At 73.8% G+C, this 16310-nt stretch carries 16 protein-coding genes and 2 pseudogenes; 10 read left to right on the plus strand and 8 right to left on the minus strand.

Annotation, left to right across the window (positions count from 1 at the left end; translation table 11 throughout):
• Window positions 1-427: 427 nt before the first annotated feature.
• Window positions 428-928 carry a thiol peroxidase gene (gene tpx, locus ACFV1W_RS19630; protein WP_380418144.1) on the minus strand — a complete coding sequence of 167 codons (501 nt, stop codon included), beginning with the start codon at window positions 926-928 and terminating at the stop codon, window positions 428-430.
• Window positions 929-1029: 101 nt separating this feature from the next.
• Here tpx and ACFV1W_RS19635 point away from each other — a divergent pair.
• Window positions 1030-1260, plus strand: a pseudogene (locus ACFV1W_RS19635) (hypothetical protein); the annotation flags it as partial.
• Here ACFV1W_RS19635 and ACFV1W_RS19640 read toward each other — a convergent pair.
• Together ACFV1W_RS19640 and ACFV1W_RS19645 are read right to left on the minus strand one after the other, a co-directional pair.
• Window positions 1200-1796: a GNAT family N-acetyltransferase gene (locus ACFV1W_RS19640; protein ID WP_380418146.1), complete on the minus strand. Its 597-nt coding sequence runs from the start codon at window positions 1794-1796 to the stop codon at window positions 1200-1202. The pseudogene ACFV1W_RS19635 and the gene ACFV1W_RS19640 overlap by 61 nt on opposite strands.
• A gap of 480 nt (window positions 1797-2276) precedes the next feature.
• Entirely contained in the window at window positions 2277-2723 is a 447-nt protein-coding gene (locus ACFV1W_RS19645) for an ASCH domain-containing protein (protein WP_380418148.1), read from the minus strand.
• A 279-nt stretch (window positions 2724-3002) separates the two neighbouring features.
• Here ACFV1W_RS19645 and ACFV1W_RS19650 point away from each other — a divergent pair, with 279 nt between their 5' ends.
• Window positions 3003-3599 carry a hypothetical protein gene (locus tag ACFV1W_RS19650; RefSeq protein ID WP_380418150.1) on the plus strand — a complete coding sequence of 199 codons (597 nt, stop codon included), beginning with the start codon at window positions 3003-3005 and terminating at the stop codon, window positions 3597-3599.
• Window positions 3600-3975: 376 nt separating this feature from the next.
• Here the strand turns inward: ACFV1W_RS19650 and ACFV1W_RS19655 are convergent, their stop codons facing one another.
• Entirely contained in the window at window positions 3976-4887 is a 912-nt protein-coding gene (locus ACFV1W_RS19655; RefSeq protein WP_380418213.1) for a phosphotransferase family protein, read from the minus strand.
• Window positions 4888-5214: 327 nt separating this feature from the next.
• Between ACFV1W_RS19655 and ACFV1W_RS19660 the strand changes: the two genes are divergently transcribed.
• Entirely contained in the window at window positions 5215-6210 is a 996-nt protein-coding gene (locus tag ACFV1W_RS19660; RefSeq protein ID WP_380418152.1) for a zinc-dependent alcohol dehydrogenase family protein, read from the plus strand.
• 106 nt (window positions 6211-6316) lie between these two features.
• On the opposite strand, the gene ACFV1W_RS19665 is transcribed toward ACFV1W_RS19660, so the two are convergent.
• Window positions 6317-6664, minus strand: a complete 348-nt coding sequence (locus ACFV1W_RS19665) for an ArsR/SmtB family transcription factor (protein ID WP_380418154.1) — start codon at window positions 6662-6664, stop codon at window positions 6317-6319.
• Window positions 6665-6863: 199 nt separating this feature from the next.
• On the opposite strand from ACFV1W_RS19665, the pseudogene ACFV1W_RS19670 reads away from it, so the two are divergent.
• The 3 genes and pseudogenes from ACFV1W_RS19670 to ACFV1W_RS19680 form a co-directional block, all read left to right on the plus strand.
• Window positions 6864-7082 (plus strand): annotated as a pseudogene (locus ACFV1W_RS19670) (multidrug ABC transporter permease); the annotation flags it as partial.
• Between the two features lie 122 nt (window positions 7083-7204).
• Complete coding sequence (locus ACFV1W_RS19675; RefSeq protein ID WP_380418156.1) at window positions 7205-7756, plus strand: pyridoxamine 5'-phosphate oxidase family protein; 552 nt, start codon at window positions 7205-7207, stop codon at window positions 7754-7756.
• A gap of 227 nt (window positions 7757-7983) precedes the next feature.
• On the plus strand, window positions 7984-8940 hold the full coding sequence (locus ACFV1W_RS19680) for a helix-turn-helix transcriptional regulator (protein WP_380418158.1): 957 nt from the start codon (window positions 7984-7986) through the stop codon (window positions 8938-8940).
• A gap of 105 nt (window positions 8941-9045) precedes the next feature.
• Here the strand turns inward: ACFV1W_RS19680 and ACFV1W_RS19685 are convergent, their stop codons facing one another.
• The gene (locus tag ACFV1W_RS19685; RefSeq protein WP_380418160.1) at window positions 9046-10545 is read right to left on the minus strand and encodes an FAD-binding protein; all 1500 of its coding nucleotides are present in this window, start codon (window positions 10543-10545) and stop codon (window positions 9046-9048) included.
• A gap of 75 nt (window positions 10546-10620) precedes the next feature.
• Complete coding sequence (locus ACFV1W_RS19690) at window positions 10621-10962, minus strand: hypothetical protein (RefSeq protein WP_380418162.1); 342 nt, start codon at window positions 10960-10962, stop codon at window positions 10621-10623.
• A 409-nt stretch (window positions 10963-11371) separates the two neighbouring features.
• On the opposite strand from ACFV1W_RS19690, the gene ACFV1W_RS19695 reads away from it, so the two are divergent.
• The 3 genes from ACFV1W_RS19695 to pgm all read left to right on the plus strand — a co-directional run bounded on the left by ACFV1W_RS19695 (window position 11372) and on the right by pgm (window position 14552).
• Window positions 11372-12229, plus strand: coding sequence for a GNAT family N-acetyltransferase (locus tag ACFV1W_RS19695; protein WP_380418164.1), 858 nt, complete (start codon window positions 11372-11374; stop codon window positions 12227-12229).
• Between the two features lie 4 nt (window positions 12230-12233).
• Entirely contained in the window at window positions 12234-12533 is a 300-nt protein-coding gene (locus ACFV1W_RS19700; RefSeq protein ID WP_380418166.1) for a YciI family protein, read from the plus strand.
• 378 nt (window positions 12534-12911) lie between these two features.
• Window positions 12912-14552: a phosphoglucomutase (alpha-D-glucose-1,6-bisphosphate-dependent) gene (pgm, locus tag ACFV1W_RS19705; protein WP_380418215.1), complete on the plus strand. Its 1641-nt coding sequence runs from the start codon at window positions 12912-12914 to the stop codon at window positions 14550-14552.
• 174 nt (window positions 14553-14726) lie between these two features.
• Here pgm and ACFV1W_RS19710 read toward each other — a convergent pair whose 3' ends face one another.
• Window positions 14727-15134 (minus strand): VOC family protein, encoded by a 408-nt coding sequence (locus tag ACFV1W_RS19710; protein ID WP_380418168.1) that lies wholly within the window; start codon window positions 15132-15134, stop codon window positions 14727-14729.
• A 96-nt stretch (window positions 15135-15230) separates the two neighbouring features.
• On the opposite strand from ACFV1W_RS19710, the gene ACFV1W_RS19715 reads away from it, so the two are divergent.
• Window positions 15231-16259 (plus strand): helix-turn-helix transcriptional regulator, encoded by a 1029-nt coding sequence (locus ACFV1W_RS19715; RefSeq protein WP_380418170.1) that lies wholly within the window; start codon window positions 15231-15233, stop codon window positions 16257-16259.
• The last annotated feature ends 51 nt before the right edge of the window (window positions 16260-16310 follow it).

A 16310-nucleotide genomic window follows, 5' to 3' on the forward strand; every position in this document is an offset into this window, starting at 1 on the left:
TTTTTTATAAGCCACGGGCCACCGTCGGCGCCCGGCCGGCGGGGGGGCACGGGGGCGGGGGGGGGCTATGGGGGGGGCCGGGCTGGGGGGGCGCCCGGGTGCGGCGGGCCCCCCCCCCTGCCGGGCCGTCAGCTCTGCCCGTCGAGGACCAGCGCCCAGGGCAGGCAGCCCGGCGCGGCCGTGCACAGCAGCGCGCGCAGGACGTTGAAGCGCACCCGGCGAGTGCCACGTGCGCCCCGGCGGCGGCCCGAAGCAGCGGCTCCGGGCCGTCGCTGTCCCGCTGTCCCGCCGTCCCGCTGTCCCGCCGTCCCGCTGTCCCGCCGGGCGGCCGGGCCGGCGAGCGGCTGGGCCGTGGTGGGTGGAGGTGTGGGCCCGCTGCGCACCGGTGGGGCCGGGGTGGGCCGGGGGGACCGGGTGTGGGGTGGAGTCAGTTCAGGGCGGCGAGGGCGGCGTCGTAGTTCGGTTCGTCGGCGATCTCGGCGACGAGCTCGGTGTGCAGGACGGTGTCGTTCTCGTCGAGGACGATGACGGCGCGGGCGGTCAGGCCGGCGAGGGGGCCGTTGTCGATCGAGACGCCGTAGGCGTTGTGGAAGTCGCGTCCGCGCAGGGTGGACAGGGTCTTGACGTTGTCCAGGCCCTCGGCGCCGCAGAAGCGGGCCTGGGCGAACGGCAGGTCCGCGGAGATGCACAGCACGACGGTGTTCTCCAGTGCGCTGGCCTTGGCGTTGAAGGTGCGTACCGAGGTGGCGCAGGTGGGGGTGTCGATGCTCGGGAAGATGTTCAGGACCTTGCGCTGTCCGGCGAAGTCCTTGAGGGAGGTGTCGGTGAGGCCCTCGCCGACCAGCGTGAAGGCCGGGGCCTGGCTGCCCGCGGTCGGCAGCGTGCCGCCGATCTCGACGGGGTTTCCCTTCAGGGTGACCTGAGCCATGAAAAGTCTCCTAGCAGCGGTGTACGGGTGACAACGCCGCCGATCCTACTGCCCGCCGGGCGGCACCCACTGCCGGTGACCGGGGAACGGCACCGCACCCGTCGCGGGAACTCCTCACGTACGCGCAGTCGTGGCCGTGGACCGATACCGGCCGTTCGGTGCCCGGGGCGCTGCGTGTCCTGTGCCCGGGCGGCGCGTTGGCGATCTGGTGGAACGCCACCGCCTTCGACGTGCCCTGGCTCCGTGCCCAGCACGAGCGCATCGCGCGCCACTATCCGGCCTGGGTGCTCGCCACCCCCGTGCCGTCCCCCGTCCCCGCCTCACGCCCGGACTCGTTCCCCGGCCCGGTCCCCGTCCCCGTTCCTCCCGCCGGGGGTGGGGGCCAGGTGCTCTCGTAGTAGGCCAGGTGCGCGTCGCGTCCGGCCGGACGCATGCCGGCGGCGGCCATGACGCGCTGGGAGGCGGTGTTGTCCAGGTCGGTGTCGCCGACCACGCGTGCCGCTCCGTGGGTTCGGGCCAGCTCCAGCAGGGCGCGCAGCGCCTCGGTGGCGTAGCCGTGGCCCCGTGCCGCGGGTATCAGCCCGTAGCCGACGGTGGCGGTGCCGTCCGGGCCGGGGGCGGCGTGGAAGCCGGCGCCGCCGATGGCCCGGCCGTCCTCGCGCAGGCGGATCTCGTAGGCGCCGAAGGGCTGAGGGTCGCCGTCGTGCGCGCACACCTGCAGGTAGCGGCGGGCCCCTGCGAGATCCCCGTCGGCGGGGTAACCGGGCGCCCACCACCCTTCGGGCCCGGGCGTGCCGGCCAGGATGCGCCGGGCCTGGCGCGGGGTCAGCGGGTGGAGGATGAGGCGTTCGGTGACCAGGTCGTCCATGCTCGGCTTCGTACCACCCGCCGCCCCGACCCCGCACCCGCATTTCCCGCCGCCCCGCACCCAGCGCCCGTTGTGCCTGGGCCCGTAGCGCTGCGGGGCCCCGCCACGGTGCCCCGACAGCCGGCGATCGCGCAACATCCCCGCACGCTGCGGCTTCATGCCGGCGTTGTTCCCGCCCTTGCGGCCGCGAGTCCTCATGGGGACGGTGACCGGCACAGGTGCACGCGGTGCCGATATCCGAGGCAGGTCAGGCGGGTCGAGCAGCAGGCCACCTTGGAGGACTTCGACTTCAGACACCTCCCCGAAGCTGCCCGCGGCCCGGGTCCGCGACCTGGCTGCCCTGCACCGGCTCCACGCCGGCTGCTGCGCCGCTGCCGGGGGCAGCCCGCCTGGTGGTGAGGGAGCGGGAAGTCGGCGGCGCCGACTTCCCGCGCTGGAGCGTGCGGAGTGCGCTCTGCCGACGGCTGGGGTATCGGGGCGTCAGCAGCTCTGGGATTGGGCGTGGTTGGTGGTGGCGGGGGAGGAGACGCGGAAGCGCTGGGCGACGACGAGGGTGTCGGCGTCGATGGCCGGTGTGTGGCCGAGGAAGGCGCTGACCCCCTCGCTGCGGAAGAACTCCTCGTGGGCGGTGCGCCACTGTGCCGCGTCGGCGTAGCCGCGTCCCTCGGCGCGCGCGAAGTCGTCGTCGATCTCCTTCATGGGGACGACGCGCACCTGGAGGAGTTCGATCGTGACGGCCGTGCGGCCCGCGGAATCGAGCACCGCGAACACCTGGCCGACCCTCGGCAGCGCCTCGCGGGCGTGCTCGTAGATCTCCAGCAGGCCCGTGAGCGCGGTCTTGTCGCCGCTCAGGATCGCCGCCACGCCCTGGTCGCGTTGCGGTCCGGGAAAGGCGAGTTCGAGTGTCGGAAGGTCGTCGTGCCTCATCCGGCGAGGGTACGGAGCCCGGCCCGCGCCGATCAACACCCGGCACCTGCCCGGCACAGGAAGAGGTGGGCGGGGGAGCGAGCGCTCCTGCCGTTCGTGCCGTGCCGAGTGCTCCCTCGGCCGTAGCGGGCCGTCCGGGCCCGTGGTCGCGGCGGCGACGAGCACTGGAGGACGCAGGACGTACGGCTGTGGCAGTGCTGCCCGCTGCCCGGAGAGGCGCTGTCGCGCCTGGGGGCCCGGCGCGGGGCAGGAGATGCCGAGCAGGGGACAATCAGGGCCGTGAACGTGCCCGAACTGCTGCAAGCCGCCCATCTGCTGACTTCCGTACCGCACGCCACCGACGGTGCCCTGGCGCTCGACGACGTGTGGGAGCACCTGGTGCGCGACGAGTGGGAGACGGCGCTCACCCTGATGGAAGAGCTCGCCTGCCCGCCCGCGCCGCCGACCGCCCGGGCCTGGGAGGACCTCGCCGAGGCCGCCGGACGGCTGCGCCTGGAGCGCAGCGCCGCCTGGTGCCGCTGGCGGGCCTTCGAGGCGCGCCACGGCACGGTGCGCGCCGAGCTGACGCTGCCGCCGGCCGGGCAGGGCCCGCGCACGCTGCCGTTCGCGGGGGCCGGGGTGCTGCGTCCGCTGTGGGACCTCGGGCACCGGGACGGCGACGGGCGGCCGGTCCTGGACGTGGCCCGGCTGTGGGTGGAGGGCGTACCGCAGCTGGGGCCGGGGGAGCGGGCTGTGGTGCGCCTGGCGCCGCTGGAGGCGGCGCGCTGGTGCCACCTGCGGCCGGGGCAGGTGATCACCATGCACGAGGGGCGGCCGGTGGCGGCCACCGCCGTCGTGCTGGAGGTACGCGGCCCGGTGGCGCAGCGCGCCGCGTAGCGACGCGCCCTGCTCCGGCGTGCGGGGCGGCAGCCATGCGTCGTGATCCGCCGTCGCCGCAACGCTCCGGGGCACCGGCTCCCGGGACCCGGGTTCCGGGACTCGGGTCCTGAGCCCCGGCACGGATCCGGACCGGACCTGAGGCTGGATCTGGGCCTCAGCTCGGACCTGGACTTGAGCCGACACCGGGTGCGTTCCGGAAACGGGCAGCCGGGCTGTGGCCAGGGTGTGCCGGTGGCGGTGCCCGCCTCGTTGCCGGTGGCCTCGGCGTGCGCCTCGTCCGCGATCTCCGTCGCCGTCCGCGCACCCCGAGGGCCGTGACGGACCGTACGGAGCGGAAGCGGGGATGCCTCTCCCGCCCTCGCCCCCGTGTTGGTTATGCGTAGCGGTCGAACAGGGCCTGGAGGTAGTCCTCAAGACGTCCGGTCAGTACAGGTGTGCCGAGGTCGGTGCGGCCCAGTTCGCGCCAGGGCGTGGCGACTTTCTCTGCGTCGGGGGCGAAGGCCAGGGCGTCCAGCAGTCGCCAGTAGAGGTGCTCCTCGCCGGCGGCCAGGGTACCTCCGGCTTGTTCGTAGGCGTCGGGGAAGGCCATGCCGGCGGGTACGCCGTGGAGCAGGGCCAGCGTTGTGGCGCAGTGGGCGACGTCCAGGTCGGCGGGGCCCCAGGAGGTTTCGACCCAGTCGACGACGCCGCTGACTGCCAGGTGTTCGCCGTTTCCGGTGAACAGTACGTTGCCGGGGTGGTAGTCGCGGTGAAGGAAGCAGGCCCGGTGCGGGGGTGCGTCGCGGTCGATCGCTTCCACCGCCCGGTGCCACAGCAGTGGGCGCTTGGTGGTGGCGGGGATCTGCACGCGTTCGGGGGAGGTCCATGCCTGCCAGGTGCGTGGACGCTCCTGTTCGGGTACCGCGACGGCGTGCACGGCCGCCAGCTGCCTGGCCAGCAGGACGGTGCGGCGCGCCACGTCGCCGTCCTCGCGCACCCGCACGCTGCCGGGCAGGTGGGTCATCACCAGCGACGGGTGCTCGCAGTGCTCGCCGGCCGCGTCCACCGCCCGTAGCCGGGCTGCCGGGATGCTCCCGGACTCCAGCAGGCGCAGCACGCCGGCCTCGCGGGCCAGCAGGCCCGGGGCGTGGCGGCGGTAGAACGGTTTGACGAACGACCGCAGCACCAGGGCGTAGCCCTCACCGCCGCCGCCGTTGTCGTTGTTGTCGTTGCTGTTGGCGGGCGCGATGTCCAGCCGGCGCATCCGCGATGTCCAGCCGCCCTTGAGCTCGCGCACTCCCACGATCCGCTCACCTGGCGCGAGCGCACTCCGGACCCACCGGCGTGTGCCGGCCCACCCCTGGCCGTCGTCATCGATCACGGACGACCACCCTACGCGCCGCCCCCGCACCGGCCCCGCGCACCCCGGCCCCGCCCCAGACCTCCGCACGCCTTCGCCCCCCGCTCCGCCTGGTCCTGCGGACCGCGGGTGACGGCATCTCAACTCTCCTGCGGCCACGGGCCGAAGCCCATGTTCGACGTTCATAGAAATTTGACAGGGGGGCCACTCCCGGCTTGGGTGGAATGGCCGGACCGTGTGCCGGCCCGCCGCCGAAGAAGGGGAGAGTCCGTCATGCCCAGGAAAGTCGTCTTCGCTGTCACCGGCGCACCGGAGGTCCTCGCTGTCCGGGAGACGCCCCTGCCCCGGCCCGGTCCGGGTGAACTGCGTATCAGGGTGCAGGCGCTGGGTCTCAACCGCGCCGAGGCACTCTACCGGGCCGGTACCTATCTGGAACAGCCGCGACTGCCCGCCACCCCCGGCTTCGAGGCCGCGGGCACCGTGGACGCCGTCGGCGAGGGGGTCACCGGCTTCCGTGTCGGCGATGCCGTCGACTCCGTCCCCGCGTTCGACCAGAACGACTACGGCGTCTACGCCACCCACGCCCTCGTCCCGGCCCGTGCCGTCGTCCACCGCCCGGCCCGCCTCAGCGCGGTCCAGGGCGCCGCCACCTGGATGCCCTACCTGACCGCCTACGGCGCCCTCGCCGAGGACGGCCACCTGCGCCCGGGCGACCACGTGCTGCTGACCGCCGCGGCCTCCAGCGTGGGCCTGGCCGCGATCCGCATCGCGCGGCGCATCGGCGCCGTGCCCGTCGCCACCACCCGCACCCGCGCCAAGACGGCCCAGCTCCTGGACGCCGGCGCCGCCCATGTGATCGTCACCGGCGAGGAGGACCTGCCCGCCCGCGTCCACGACATCACCCAGGGTGAAGGGGTGCGCACCGTCTTCGACGCCGTCGCCGGCCCCGGCGTCAACACCCTGGCCCGCACCCTGGCCCCCGGCGGGCACCTGATCGTCTACGGGCGCCTGGACATGCGCGACACGCCCATGCCCGGCCAGGACACCTTCGCTCCCCTCAGCAGCCGCTTCTACACCGTCCACGAGGTCAGCCGCGACGCCCAACGGCTTCGCCGCGCGCACGCGTTCATCACCGCGGGCCTGGCCGACGGCACGTTCACCCCCGCCGTCGACCGCGTCTTCGAGGGCCTGGAGAGCATCGTCGAGGCCCACCGCTACCTGGAGGCCGGCGCCCAGGTCGGCAAGATCGTCGTGACCGTCACCGGCTGACCGTCGACCGGCCGATCACCGGCCGACCGTCGACCGGCCGATCACCGGCCGACCGGCGGCCGGCCGATCAGCGACCGGCCGCCGGTTGACCGATCACCGGCTGCGGTCAGGGCGTGTCCCGGGCTTCGGCGTCGGCGGCGGCCACCACCGCCGACAGCAGGCCCGGGAAGCGCTGCTCCAGTTCCTCGGCGCGCAGTGTGTTCATCTTCGTGGTGCCCACGTAGTACTGGCGCAGCACCCCGGCCGCGCGAAGCACCGAGAAGTGGTGGCTGGAGGTGGAGCGTCCGACCGGCAGGTCGAAGGAGCCGCAGCTCAGGTCGGCACCCGCGTGTGCGAGGGTGCGCACCACCGAGCGCCTTGCCGGGTCGGCCAGGGCCTCCAGTACCTGCTGGACGCTCACGTCCTCCACACCGGGGTGCACGATCACCCGCGCCGTCACGCGTGCTCGTCCCACACCCACCACCCCTTTCCTGAGCCCGGCCCCCGTCCCGCAGCACTCCTCGTCAACGGCCGCGCACCGTGCGCGACTTCCTGCCCGACGCTACTACGGGAAGACCTCCGGCCACGCCCGCCGCAACACCTCCGCAACATCAATCACCCGCCGCCCGCCCGCCCGGCCCCCGACACCGAGGACTTCGACCTGGTCGTCGGCGCCGCTGTTCTTCGGCTCCAGCGCCCGCTACCCCCTGGGCCTGGTGCCGGGCTGGCTGCAGGCCGTCAGCAAGGTCGACCCGCTCAGCTACCAGGTCCGCGCTGCGCGGCCTGCTGATCGGCACCCCCTCCCACCTGCCGCTGGACTTCGCCTCCTGGCCGCCGCCAGCCTCGCCGGCATCGCCGCGGCCTCCGCCCTGCTGGGCCGCCTGACCCGCTGAGAAATCCGCGGGAACCCGGAAACACGACAGCAGATGTCGGGTCCGGGGCGGACAGTGGGCTCACCAGCCGGCGCCGCCACGGCGCCGGCCGGGACGACCGACGAGGCAAGGACCCCAGCCCCATGCGCGAAACACCCGACGAGCTCCACCGCCTCCAGGCCCTCCTGGACGCCTCACTCTCCCGCTCCACCGCCCACCTGCGCTCCATCATCAACAGCGAGCGCACCCTCACCGCCGACCAGCTCACCCGCGTACTCACCGGCATGTGCACCCTCGCCCTGTCCACCGTCACCGCCACGGGCGAGCCGCGCATCAGCGGTGTGGACGGCCACTTCCTGCACGGCAAGTGGCACTTCGGCACCGCCCGCTCATCCGCCAAGGCCCGCCACCTCGCCGCCCGGCCCGCCGTCAGCGCCGCCCACCTGCGCGGGGAGGACCTGGGCGTGTTCACCCACGGCACGGTGGAGACCCTCAACCCCCACCGAGGCCAGGCGGCTGCTGACTGGCCCGAACTCCTCGCCCACTTCCGCGGCTTCTACGGCCACGACGCCTTCGACTGGGACAACGACGTCGTCTACTACCGGCTGCACCCGCACTGGATGGCCGCCTTCGCCCCCGACCCCGCCCAACTCGCCGCAACGGCGGACCGTACGAACCCTGCCTCGTCGTCCTAGACGTTCACGTCGTCCTCGACGAACGCGTCCCGGGCCCGCATCTACCCGCACTCCCGCGGCGTCCGGCAGGCCGCCCACCCTGCTCGACGCGCCGCACGACACGACGCTTCACACGCGCAGCGCCGTCGTCGCCGGGACGCGGGACACCGGCGCGTGCGGCGCGGCTGCGGGAGCGGCGACAATGGCGTGAGGGCCGTACAGGGGACAGCGAGCGAGGAGGGGTCGGGGTGCGGGCGAGCCGGGTCATCGCGCTGCTGCTGCTCCTGCAGACCCGGCACACCATGACCGCCGCGCAGCTCGCGGCCGAACTGGAGGTCTCCGAGCGCACCGTGCAGCGCGACATCGCCGCCCTGCTCGAAGCCGGAGTGCCGGTGTACGCCGAACGCGGGCGCGGCGGCGGCTACCGGCTCGTCGACGGCTACCGCACCCGCCTGACCGGCCTCGAACGCGCCGAGGCCGAAGTCCTGCACCTGGCCGCCCTCCCCGGCCCGCTGCGCGACATGGGCCTGGCCGCACACGCCCTCGCGGCCCGGCTGAAGGTCGCCGCCGCGCTGGGTGACGCTCCTGCGATCGCGGCCCGGCGTTTCCACCTTGACGCACCGGCCTGGTTTCGCGATTCCCAGCCCCCGCCACTGCTCGCGGAGGTGTCCCGTGCGGTGTGGGAGGACCGTGTCCTTGACGCCTGTTACGCGGCTCGTGATGGCATCCGCAGGCGTCGGCTGGAGCCGTACGGTCTGGTTCTGAAGGCCGGCCAGTGGTATGTCGCGGCTCGTGGCCCCGGTGGGCGCATCGCCACTTACCGCGTCGACCGCTTCGAGACCGCCGAGGCCGGCGACGAACGCTTCGACCGTGACCCGGACTTCGATCTGGCCGACTACTGGACCACCGCCGCCCGGGAGTTCACCCGCGGCATGCTGCGCGAACGCGCCCTCGTGCGCCTGAGTCCGCTCGCCGTGCGCAGCCTGCCCGTCCTGCTGGAGCCGGTCGCCGCCACCGACGCCCTGGCCACCGCGGGCCCCGCGGACACCGACGGCTGGGTCACGGTGACCCTGCCGTTCGAGACCTGGGACATCGGTTACTTCGAACTCCTGCGCCTCGGCCCGGAGGCCGAGGTCCTCCACCCGCCCGAACTCCGCGCCCGCCTCGCCGACGCGGCCCGCCGCAGCGCCGCCCTCTACACCTGACGGGGGCGCCGCCCCCCGGTCTGTAGGGGGAGCGGCCCTCGTGGTCGCGGTGCGGCTGCGGGTCGGCGTGTGTTCGTGGGCCGTCTCCGGTTCGTGCCGCGACCGTTACGCCTGTTCGTGGATGCCCTGCCCGGGGGTGAGGATTCCCGCCGGGTCGAAGCGCTGTTTGGCGGCCTGTACCTGCTTCCACAGGGCGCCGTAGTGGCGTTGCCAGTGCGCGGTCGTCATCCCGGGTACGGCTCCGATGAGGTACCGCTTGCCGCCCAGTTCCACGGCCCGCTCGTACAGGCGCCGGTTGCGATCCAGCATCCCGGCGATGTCGGCGTCGGGAGCGGGGAAGGCCAGCAGGTCGAAGTGCCAGCCCACTTGCTCCTGTGGCAGTACCGCCAGCGGGGTGTGTATCCGCTCGCGCGCGTACGGGTAGAACAGCAGCAGCCCCGCGCCCAGGTCCGCGGCCGTCAGCGACGTGGCCGCCTCCCGCATGAACACCCCTGCCGTGGAGGCCGGCAGGAACAGGCTCAGCCACGGCTTGGGCAGCCCCCACAGCCCCGCCGACCGCAGGTAGCCGGCGAACGCGTCCACCCGGAACGCGTACTCGCGCCAGCTCTGTTCCACCACCGACGTCCCGTCCGCGACCGGGCTCAGCCCCGCGAGCAGCTTCTCGCGTTCCACCGGGCGTCCGGCCTGCCCGTAGGCCACCAGCTCCGCCGTGTACCGCCACCGCTGCCCGTCCGCGCTGCGCACCACGTTGCCGACCTGCAGGTCGAAGCGGCCGTCGGCCAGTACCTTGTGCTGGTCGGCGAGGTAGGCGTCCAGGTCGTCGTAGGCCAGGGTGAAGACGGTGGAGCGCTCGGGTGCCGGCACCAGGGCCAGCGTCGCCCGCACGATGATCCCCGCCTGCCCGCCGCCGGCCAGCACCGCCTCGAACAGCGCCCGGTTCCGTTCGCGCGAGGCCGTCACCAGTTCGCCGGTGCCGGTCACCACCTCCAACTCGCGCACCGTGTCCGTCTGCAGGCCGTGGTGCTGCACCGCCCCGCCGATCCCGCCCACGCTCAGCGTCCCGCCCACCGACAGGTGCAGGTAGTCCGTCAGCACCGGCGGCATCCAGCCCTGCGCCAGCGCGGCGTCGGTCAGCTGTGCCCAGGTCGCGCCGGCCTCGACCACGGCCTGGCCGGGGCGTATCGACACCACCTGGTCCAGGCCGCGGGCGTCGACGGCGATGCCGCCGCGCGCGTTGGCCTGGCCGTAGCTGGAGTGCGACTCCAGCCCCGTCCGCCCCACCGCCGCCACGTCCCCGCTCTGCCCGTTGACGGCCACCGGGATGCGGTGGCGCCGGGCGAAGTCGACGACCCGCTGCACGTCCCGCACCGAGGCGGGCCGCAGCACCGCCCGCGGGGCCGCGCTGACCAGGTGCCCGAAATCGGAGGAGAACCGTTCCAGGCCCTCGCCCTCCAGCGTCACCGACCCGTCCAGCGCGGGCAGTTCGGCGATGCCCGGCTGCGGCGCGGTGGCCCAGGCGCGGGCGGCGGTGTTCCACCCGACGACGGCGGCGGCGGCGCCGGCGCCGGCGATCAGGGAACGGCGGGACAGTCCTGACCTGCTCATACCAGCTTTTCTCCGATCAGTCGTCAAACAGTGATCGTTGTACCGCAACCGGTGCGCCGCCGCCTACCGCGCCGCCTACCGCGGCGCTTGCCCGAGCCGGCGCTCGATCTCCCGCAGCTGCGCCACGGAGTGCTCCCACATCCGGCGCTGGTAGGCGGGCGCGTCGGCCGGGATTCGGGCACTGGCGGCCCGCGCCTGCTCCAGCAGCGCCCGCCGTGCCTCGGGCAGGCGGGCCACCCGCGGGCTGGTCTCGCTCAGCTCCCGCAGGACGTAGGCCAGTTTGTAGGCGTGGGCGCGGGGGCTGACCGCGAACAGGATCCGGTAGACCCACAGCCCCTCCTCGCCGCCCAGGATCCGCTCGTTGTGGCTCATCAGCCGTACCCGCGCCTTCAGCACCAGGTCCGTGTGCACGTTCATCCGCCTTTTCCCCCTTGGTCGTCGCTCCCGTACGCCCACCCCCCCGTCGCGGCGCCGGGGCACGACGCACCGCACGCCGGCCGCCCGGCGAGCGGGCGGCGGCGCGTGGGCCGCGAAAGGGGCAGTGGGGTGTTGCACGAGTGTGCGGCGTGCGCACGGGGCGCGGCAAGGCGCAAAAAGGGTGGGCTGCGTCCTACCGGAACCCTTGCCTGACCTGGCAGGATTGGGGTCGGCACCCTCCCGGCCCGGCACGCGGTAAGCCCGCCGCACCCCGCGGCCACGGCCATCGGCCACGCTGGTGCTTCGTCGCCGCCGCTGCTTCGGACGGCGACGCGGCCCGCCGGTGGCCCAGTGGGACCGCGGGGAATTGGCCCCTTCGATCGGTCAGTTGCGCACTACCGTGGGCACCATGACAACGGGATCCACCGCGACCGACCGACCCGCCCGCACCGCTCAGGCCCCCGCCGCCCCAGCCCCAGCTCCCGGCTCTGCCCCCGTCCGCGTTCCGGCTCCCTCGGCCGAGGCCCTCGCCGATGCGCCGATGCGCCAGGCCCGTAACTCCGCCGCCTTCTGGAGTGCCACCGGCCGAAGCCGCGGGCACGAGGTGATCCGGCGCCGCGGCTTCGTCGCGGTCGACGGCGACGAGCGCGCCGGCCTGCGGATCCTGATCCAGGAGCCCGACCTCGGCCCGGACGAGCTGGCCGAGCTGAGCGGGCTCGCCCGCCGGGCCGTGGGCCCCGTCAACGCCGAGGACCCGTACAGCGCCACCGACCTGGGCCACCTGGGCATGCGCAGCTTGCAGATGCCCGTCATGCTGCGCCCGCCCGCGCCCGTGGGCGAACCGGCCCTGGAAGTGATCCGAGCGCGGCGGCCCGAGGACCTCCAGCAGGCCGAGCGGATCGTCATCGCGGGCTTCGAGCTGGCCGCGTTCGAGCCCCACCGCCCCGGCGAGCTGTTCCCCGCGGCACTGGTCGACCAGCCCGGTGCCAGCGTGTTCCTCGCCCGGCACGAGGGTGTGGCTGCGGGGGCCTGTGTCAGGCTCGTGCACGAGGGCTTCGTGAGCCACTACTGGGTCGGTACCTGCCCGGACCTGCGTTCGCGTGGCGCCGGTCGGGCCGTCATGCTGGCCTCCCTCGCCGATGTGGCGGCCTTGCCGGCGACCCTGACCGCCTCCAGGCTCGGGCGGCCGCTGTACGAGTCGCTGGGCTACACCGCTGCGGCACCGGCGACCTGGTGGGCCTTGCCGCGCCCTGCCGGGCTAGCCTGACGCCATGTTCATTCTGGAGCTGACCTACACCGCCCCGCTGGAGCGGATCGACGAGGTGCTGCCGCAGCACGTGCGGTGGCTCAACGACCACTACGAGGCGGGGACGTTCCTGGCTTCGGGGCGCAAGGTGCCGCGCGACGGCGGCGTGATCCTGGCCGTGGGGGAGGACCGGGCCCGGATCGAGGAGCTGGTGGCCACCGACCCGTTCGTCCGGCTGGGCCTGACGGAGTACCGGGTGACGGAGTTCCTGGCCACCGTCACCGCGCCCGTTCTGGAGGCCCACCGCCAGCAGCTGCCCGCCTGAGCCGGATCAGCGGCCGCTCGCCCGTTCCTGCCGGACGCGAGCGGCCCGGGGCGGGCCGGACGTCAGCGGTTCGCCTGTTCGGGTTGAACGGCAGCGGCCCGCCCGCCTCTGCCGAATGCGAGCAGCCCGCCCGGGCCGGATGCCTGCGGCCCGCCTTGTTCGGGCCGGACGCCGCCTGCCTGCCCGCTCGGGTCGGACGTCAGCGGCCTGCTTGTTCGGGTTGGACGTGGTTTGTCTGTTCGGGTGGGGTTGGCTGTGTCTGTCGTGGGTGGGGGGTGGCTCGGTTCGGGGGTGGTCGGTTCTGGCTACGATCGGTGGGGGCGGGGCGTGGACGTGACGCGGGTTTCGGGTTGTCGGAATTTCGGCGGGAGTGGACGGATGGTACACGCACGGGCCGGGCAGCCGGCGCAGGCCGGTGATCTGGTGGATGTGGCACGGTTGGTGACGGCGTACTACACGTTGCGTCCGGATCCCCAGGAGGTGGGGCAGCGGGTGGCGTTCGGGACGTCCGGGCACCGGGGTTCTTCGCTGGACATCGCGTTCAACGAGGATCACATCGCGGCGACGACGCAGGCGATCTGTGAGTACCGGGCGGGGCAGGGGGTGGAGGGTCCGCTGTTCCTGGGGGCGGATACCCACGCGTTGTCGGAGCCGGCGAAGGCGACCGCGTTGGAGGTGCTGGCCGCCAACGGTGTGCAGGTGCTGATCGACGCGGCGGACGGCTATACCCCGACGCCGGCGGTCTCCCACGCGATCCTGGCTCACAACCGGCGCAGTCCGCGGGCGCTGGCGGACGGGATCGTGGTGACGCCTTCGCACAATCCGCCTCGTGACGGGGGGTTCAAGTACAATCCGCCCAGCGGGGGGCCGGCCGGCTCCGAGGCCACGGGTTGGATCCAGGACCGTGCGAACGAGCTGATCCGTGAGGGCCTGCGCGGGGTCAGGAGGGTCGCGTACGCGCGGGCCTTGGCGGCGGCCACCACCGGGCGCTACGACTTCCTCGGTACCTATGTGCAGGACCTGCCCTCGGTGGTGGACCTGGAGGCGGTGCGGGCCGCGGGGCTGCGTATCGGCGCGGACCCGCTGGGCGGGGCGTCGGTGGCCTACTGGGGGCGCATCGCCGAGGTGCACCGGCTGGACCTGACGGTCGTCAACCCGGTCACCGATCCGACCTGGCGGTTCATGACGCTGGATTGGGACGGCAAGATCCGCATGGACTGCTCCTCGCCGGCGGCGATGGCCTCCCTCATCGGCCGCAAGGACGAGTACGCCATCGCGACGGGCAATGACGCGGACGCCGACCGGCACGGCATCGTCACTCCCGACGGCGGTCTGATGAACCCCAACCACTATCTGGCTGTGGCCGTCGACTACCTCTTCCGTCACCGTGTCGACTGGCCGGGGGACGCGGCGGTGGGCAAGACCTTGGTGTCCTCCTCGATGCTGGACCGTGTCGCCGCCGACCTGCGCCGCACGCTGGTGGAGGTTCCGGTCGGTTTCAAGTGGTTCGTCGAGGGCCTGCTGGAGGGCTCGATCGCCTTCGGCGGCGAGGAGAGCGCAGGCGCTTCCTTCCTGCGCCGTGACGGCGGGGTGTGGAGCACCGACAAGGACGGCATCCTGCTGGCGCTGCTCGCCTCTGAGATCACCGCCGTGACCGGCGCCAGCCCCAGCGCACGCTACCGGGAACTGACCGAGCGTCACGGTGCGCCCGCCTACGCCCGGGTGGACGCGCCCGCCGACCGTGAGCAGAAGGCCCGCCTGGCCCGGTTGTCGCCCGAGCAGGTCACGGCCGGGGAACTGGCGGGGGAGAAGATCACCGCGGTGCTCTCCCACGCGCCCGGCAACGGGGCGGCCATCGGCGGCTTGAAGGTGTGTACCGACAACGCCTGGTTCGCCGCGCGGCCCTCGGGTACCGAGGACGTGTACAAGATCTACGCCGAGTCGTTCCTGGGGGCCGACCACCTGGCACGGGTGCAGCAGGAGGCCCGTGCGCTGGTCGGCGAGGTCCTGGGGGCCTGACGCGCGCCCGTCGGCGTCCCGGGCGTGCTGTCGGGCCGGGCGGGGCGGGGGCCAGGTGGTCGGGGGCAGCGCTCGGACCGTGTACGGATCGTGGCCGAGCGGCTGCCCCAGCCCGCCGCCGCCGACATCGACACAGCGCACCGTGCACCGGTGCACCGGCACACCCCGGCCGGGTCAGCGGGCCAGCCGCGCCTCCGCCTCCGCGGTGACGGGTGCGAAGAAGTTGACGAGGTTGCCGTCGGGGTCGCGCACCAGCAGCGAGCGGTTGCCCCAGGGCATCGTGGCGGGCCCCGCGACGACATCGACATCGACGGCACCGGCGCCGGTCAGGTCCTCGTACACCCGGTCCACGTCGTCGACCAGGAACTCGGTGATCACACTGCGGTTGTCCGCCGCGCCCGCGCTGCCCGGAGCGAACAGCGCGACCGTGCGGGTGGAGGCGACCGCCAGCGTCGCCCTTGCGGTCCTGAACTCGGCGAAGTCCTCGGTGGCCCACACCGCCCCCACCCCCGTCGCCCGCTCGTAGAATCCGACGAGGCGGGCCACGTCGCCGGTGATGATGCGGATCGAGACGAAGTCCATGGAATCTCCCTGGCCGTGCGTGCTGAAACCTTGCGCTCCGCAGGCTACGAGCGATACCGGACAGAACCGGTCCCCTATTCGCGGTAGGTTTCCCGGGTGCCCCGACCCACCGCCCGCGTGCTGACCCTCCTGGAACTGCTGCAGTCCGGCGGCACCCGCACCGTGGCCGAACTCGCCGAACGCCTCGGCGTCGAGGGACGCACCGTGCGCCGCTACGTGAACCACCTGATCGAGCTGGACGTGCCCGTGGAAACGGTGCGCGGCCGCTACGGCGGCTACCGCCTCGCCCCCGGCTACCGCCTGCCCCCGCTCATGCTCGGCGACGACGAGGCACTGGCCGTGCTGCTCGGCCTGCTTGCCGCCCGCCGCACCCCCCTGACCGCCGCCCAGCGCACCGCCAACGAGACGGCCACCGCGAAGATCCGCCGGGTCCTGCCCCGCCCCACCGCCCGCCGCCTCGACGCCCTCCAGGACACCCTCGCCCACACCCGCCCGCCCGGACCCAACGGCACGGCCGAGAGCGGCACCCCCGACGCCGACGTGCTGCTCACCGCCGCCGACGCGGCGCGCCACCGCCGCCCCCTCGCCATCCGCTACACGGACCGCGACAACCGCCCCAGCGAACGCACCCTGCACCCCCACGGGATCGTCAACCACGCGGACCGCTGGTACCTCACCGGCACGGACACCCGCCTCGGTGAGGACCGCACCTTCCGCCTCGACCGCGTCACCGACGCCCGGATCCTGCCCGGCACCTTCCAGGAACCCGTCGGCCCCGCCGCCCCCGACCCCGCCCAGCGCCTGCTCACCGGCTTCGCCACCGCCGACTACCGCCACCGCGTGACCCTGCGCATCCACGCCGCACCCGAACACATCCGCGCCCACCTGCCCGCCACCGTCGCCGAGCTGACGGAAACCGAACCCGGCCCACCTCCGGCCGGCGGGGCACCCGGGCAGCAGCGCTGGCTGCGCGTCGAACTACGGGCACAACACCTCGACTGGCTGCCCCCGGTGCTCGCCGCACTCGACCGACCCTTCACCATCGAGCGCCCCGACGAACTGCGCGGCCTCGTCACCGCCCTCGCCGACCGCCTCGCCCGCGGCGCCCGCGACAGCGACGCGTAAGGTTCCTACCGCGGCGCGGCACGGCGCGGCGACACGGGAACGGAAAGGACG

The organism is Kitasatospora sp. NPDC059648 (assembly GCF_042734825.1).
Lineage (GTDB): Bacteria > Actinomycetota > Actinomycetes > Streptomycetales > Streptomycetaceae > Kitasatospora.

What these genes read in the sequence shown, in the direction of transcription:
- tpx (WP_380418144.1), bottom strand. Translation starts at nt 928, where the DNA reads ATGGCTCAGGTCACCCTGAAGGGAAACCCCGTCGAGATCGGCGGCACG.
- ACFV1W_RS19640 (WP_380418146.1), bottom strand. Translation starts at nt 1,796, where the DNA reads ATGGACGACCTGGTCACCGAACGCCTCATCCTCCACCCGCTGACCCCG.
- ACFV1W_RS19645 (WP_380418148.1), bottom strand. Translation starts at nt 2,723, where the DNA reads ATGAGGCACGACGACCTTCCGACACTCGAACTCGCCTTTCCCGGACCG.
- ACFV1W_RS19660 (WP_380418152.1), top strand. Translation starts at nt 5,215, where the DNA reads ATGCCCAGGAAAGTCGTCTTCGCTGTCACCGGCGCACCGGAGGTCCTC.
- ACFV1W_RS19675 (WP_380418156.1), top strand. Translation starts at nt 7,205, where the DNA reads ATGCGCGAAACACCCGACGAGCTCCACCGCCTCCAGGCCCTCCTGGAC.
- ACFV1W_RS19685 (WP_380418160.1), bottom strand. Translation starts at nt 10,545, where the DNA reads ATGAGCAGGTCAGGACTGTCCCGCCGTTCCCTGATCGCCGGCGCCGGC.
- ACFV1W_RS19690 (WP_380418162.1), bottom strand. Translation starts at nt 10,962, where the DNA reads ATGAACGTGCACACGGACCTGGTGCTGAAGGCGCGGGTACGGCTGATG.
- ACFV1W_RS19695 (WP_380418164.1), top strand. Translation starts at nt 11,372, where the DNA reads ATGACAACGGGATCCACCGCGACCGACCGACCCGCCCGCACCGCTCAG.
- ACFV1W_RS19700 (WP_380418166.1), top strand. Translation starts at nt 12,234, where the DNA reads ATGTTCATTCTGGAGCTGACCTACACCGCCCCGCTGGAGCGGATCGAC.
- pgm (WP_380418215.1), top strand. Translation starts at nt 12,912, where the DNA reads ATGGTACACGCACGGGCCGGGCAGCCGGCGCAGGCCGGTGATCTGGTG.
- ACFV1W_RS19710 (WP_380418168.1), bottom strand. Translation starts at nt 15,134, where the DNA reads ATGGACTTCGTCTCGATCCGCATCATCACCGGCGACGTGGCCCGCCTC.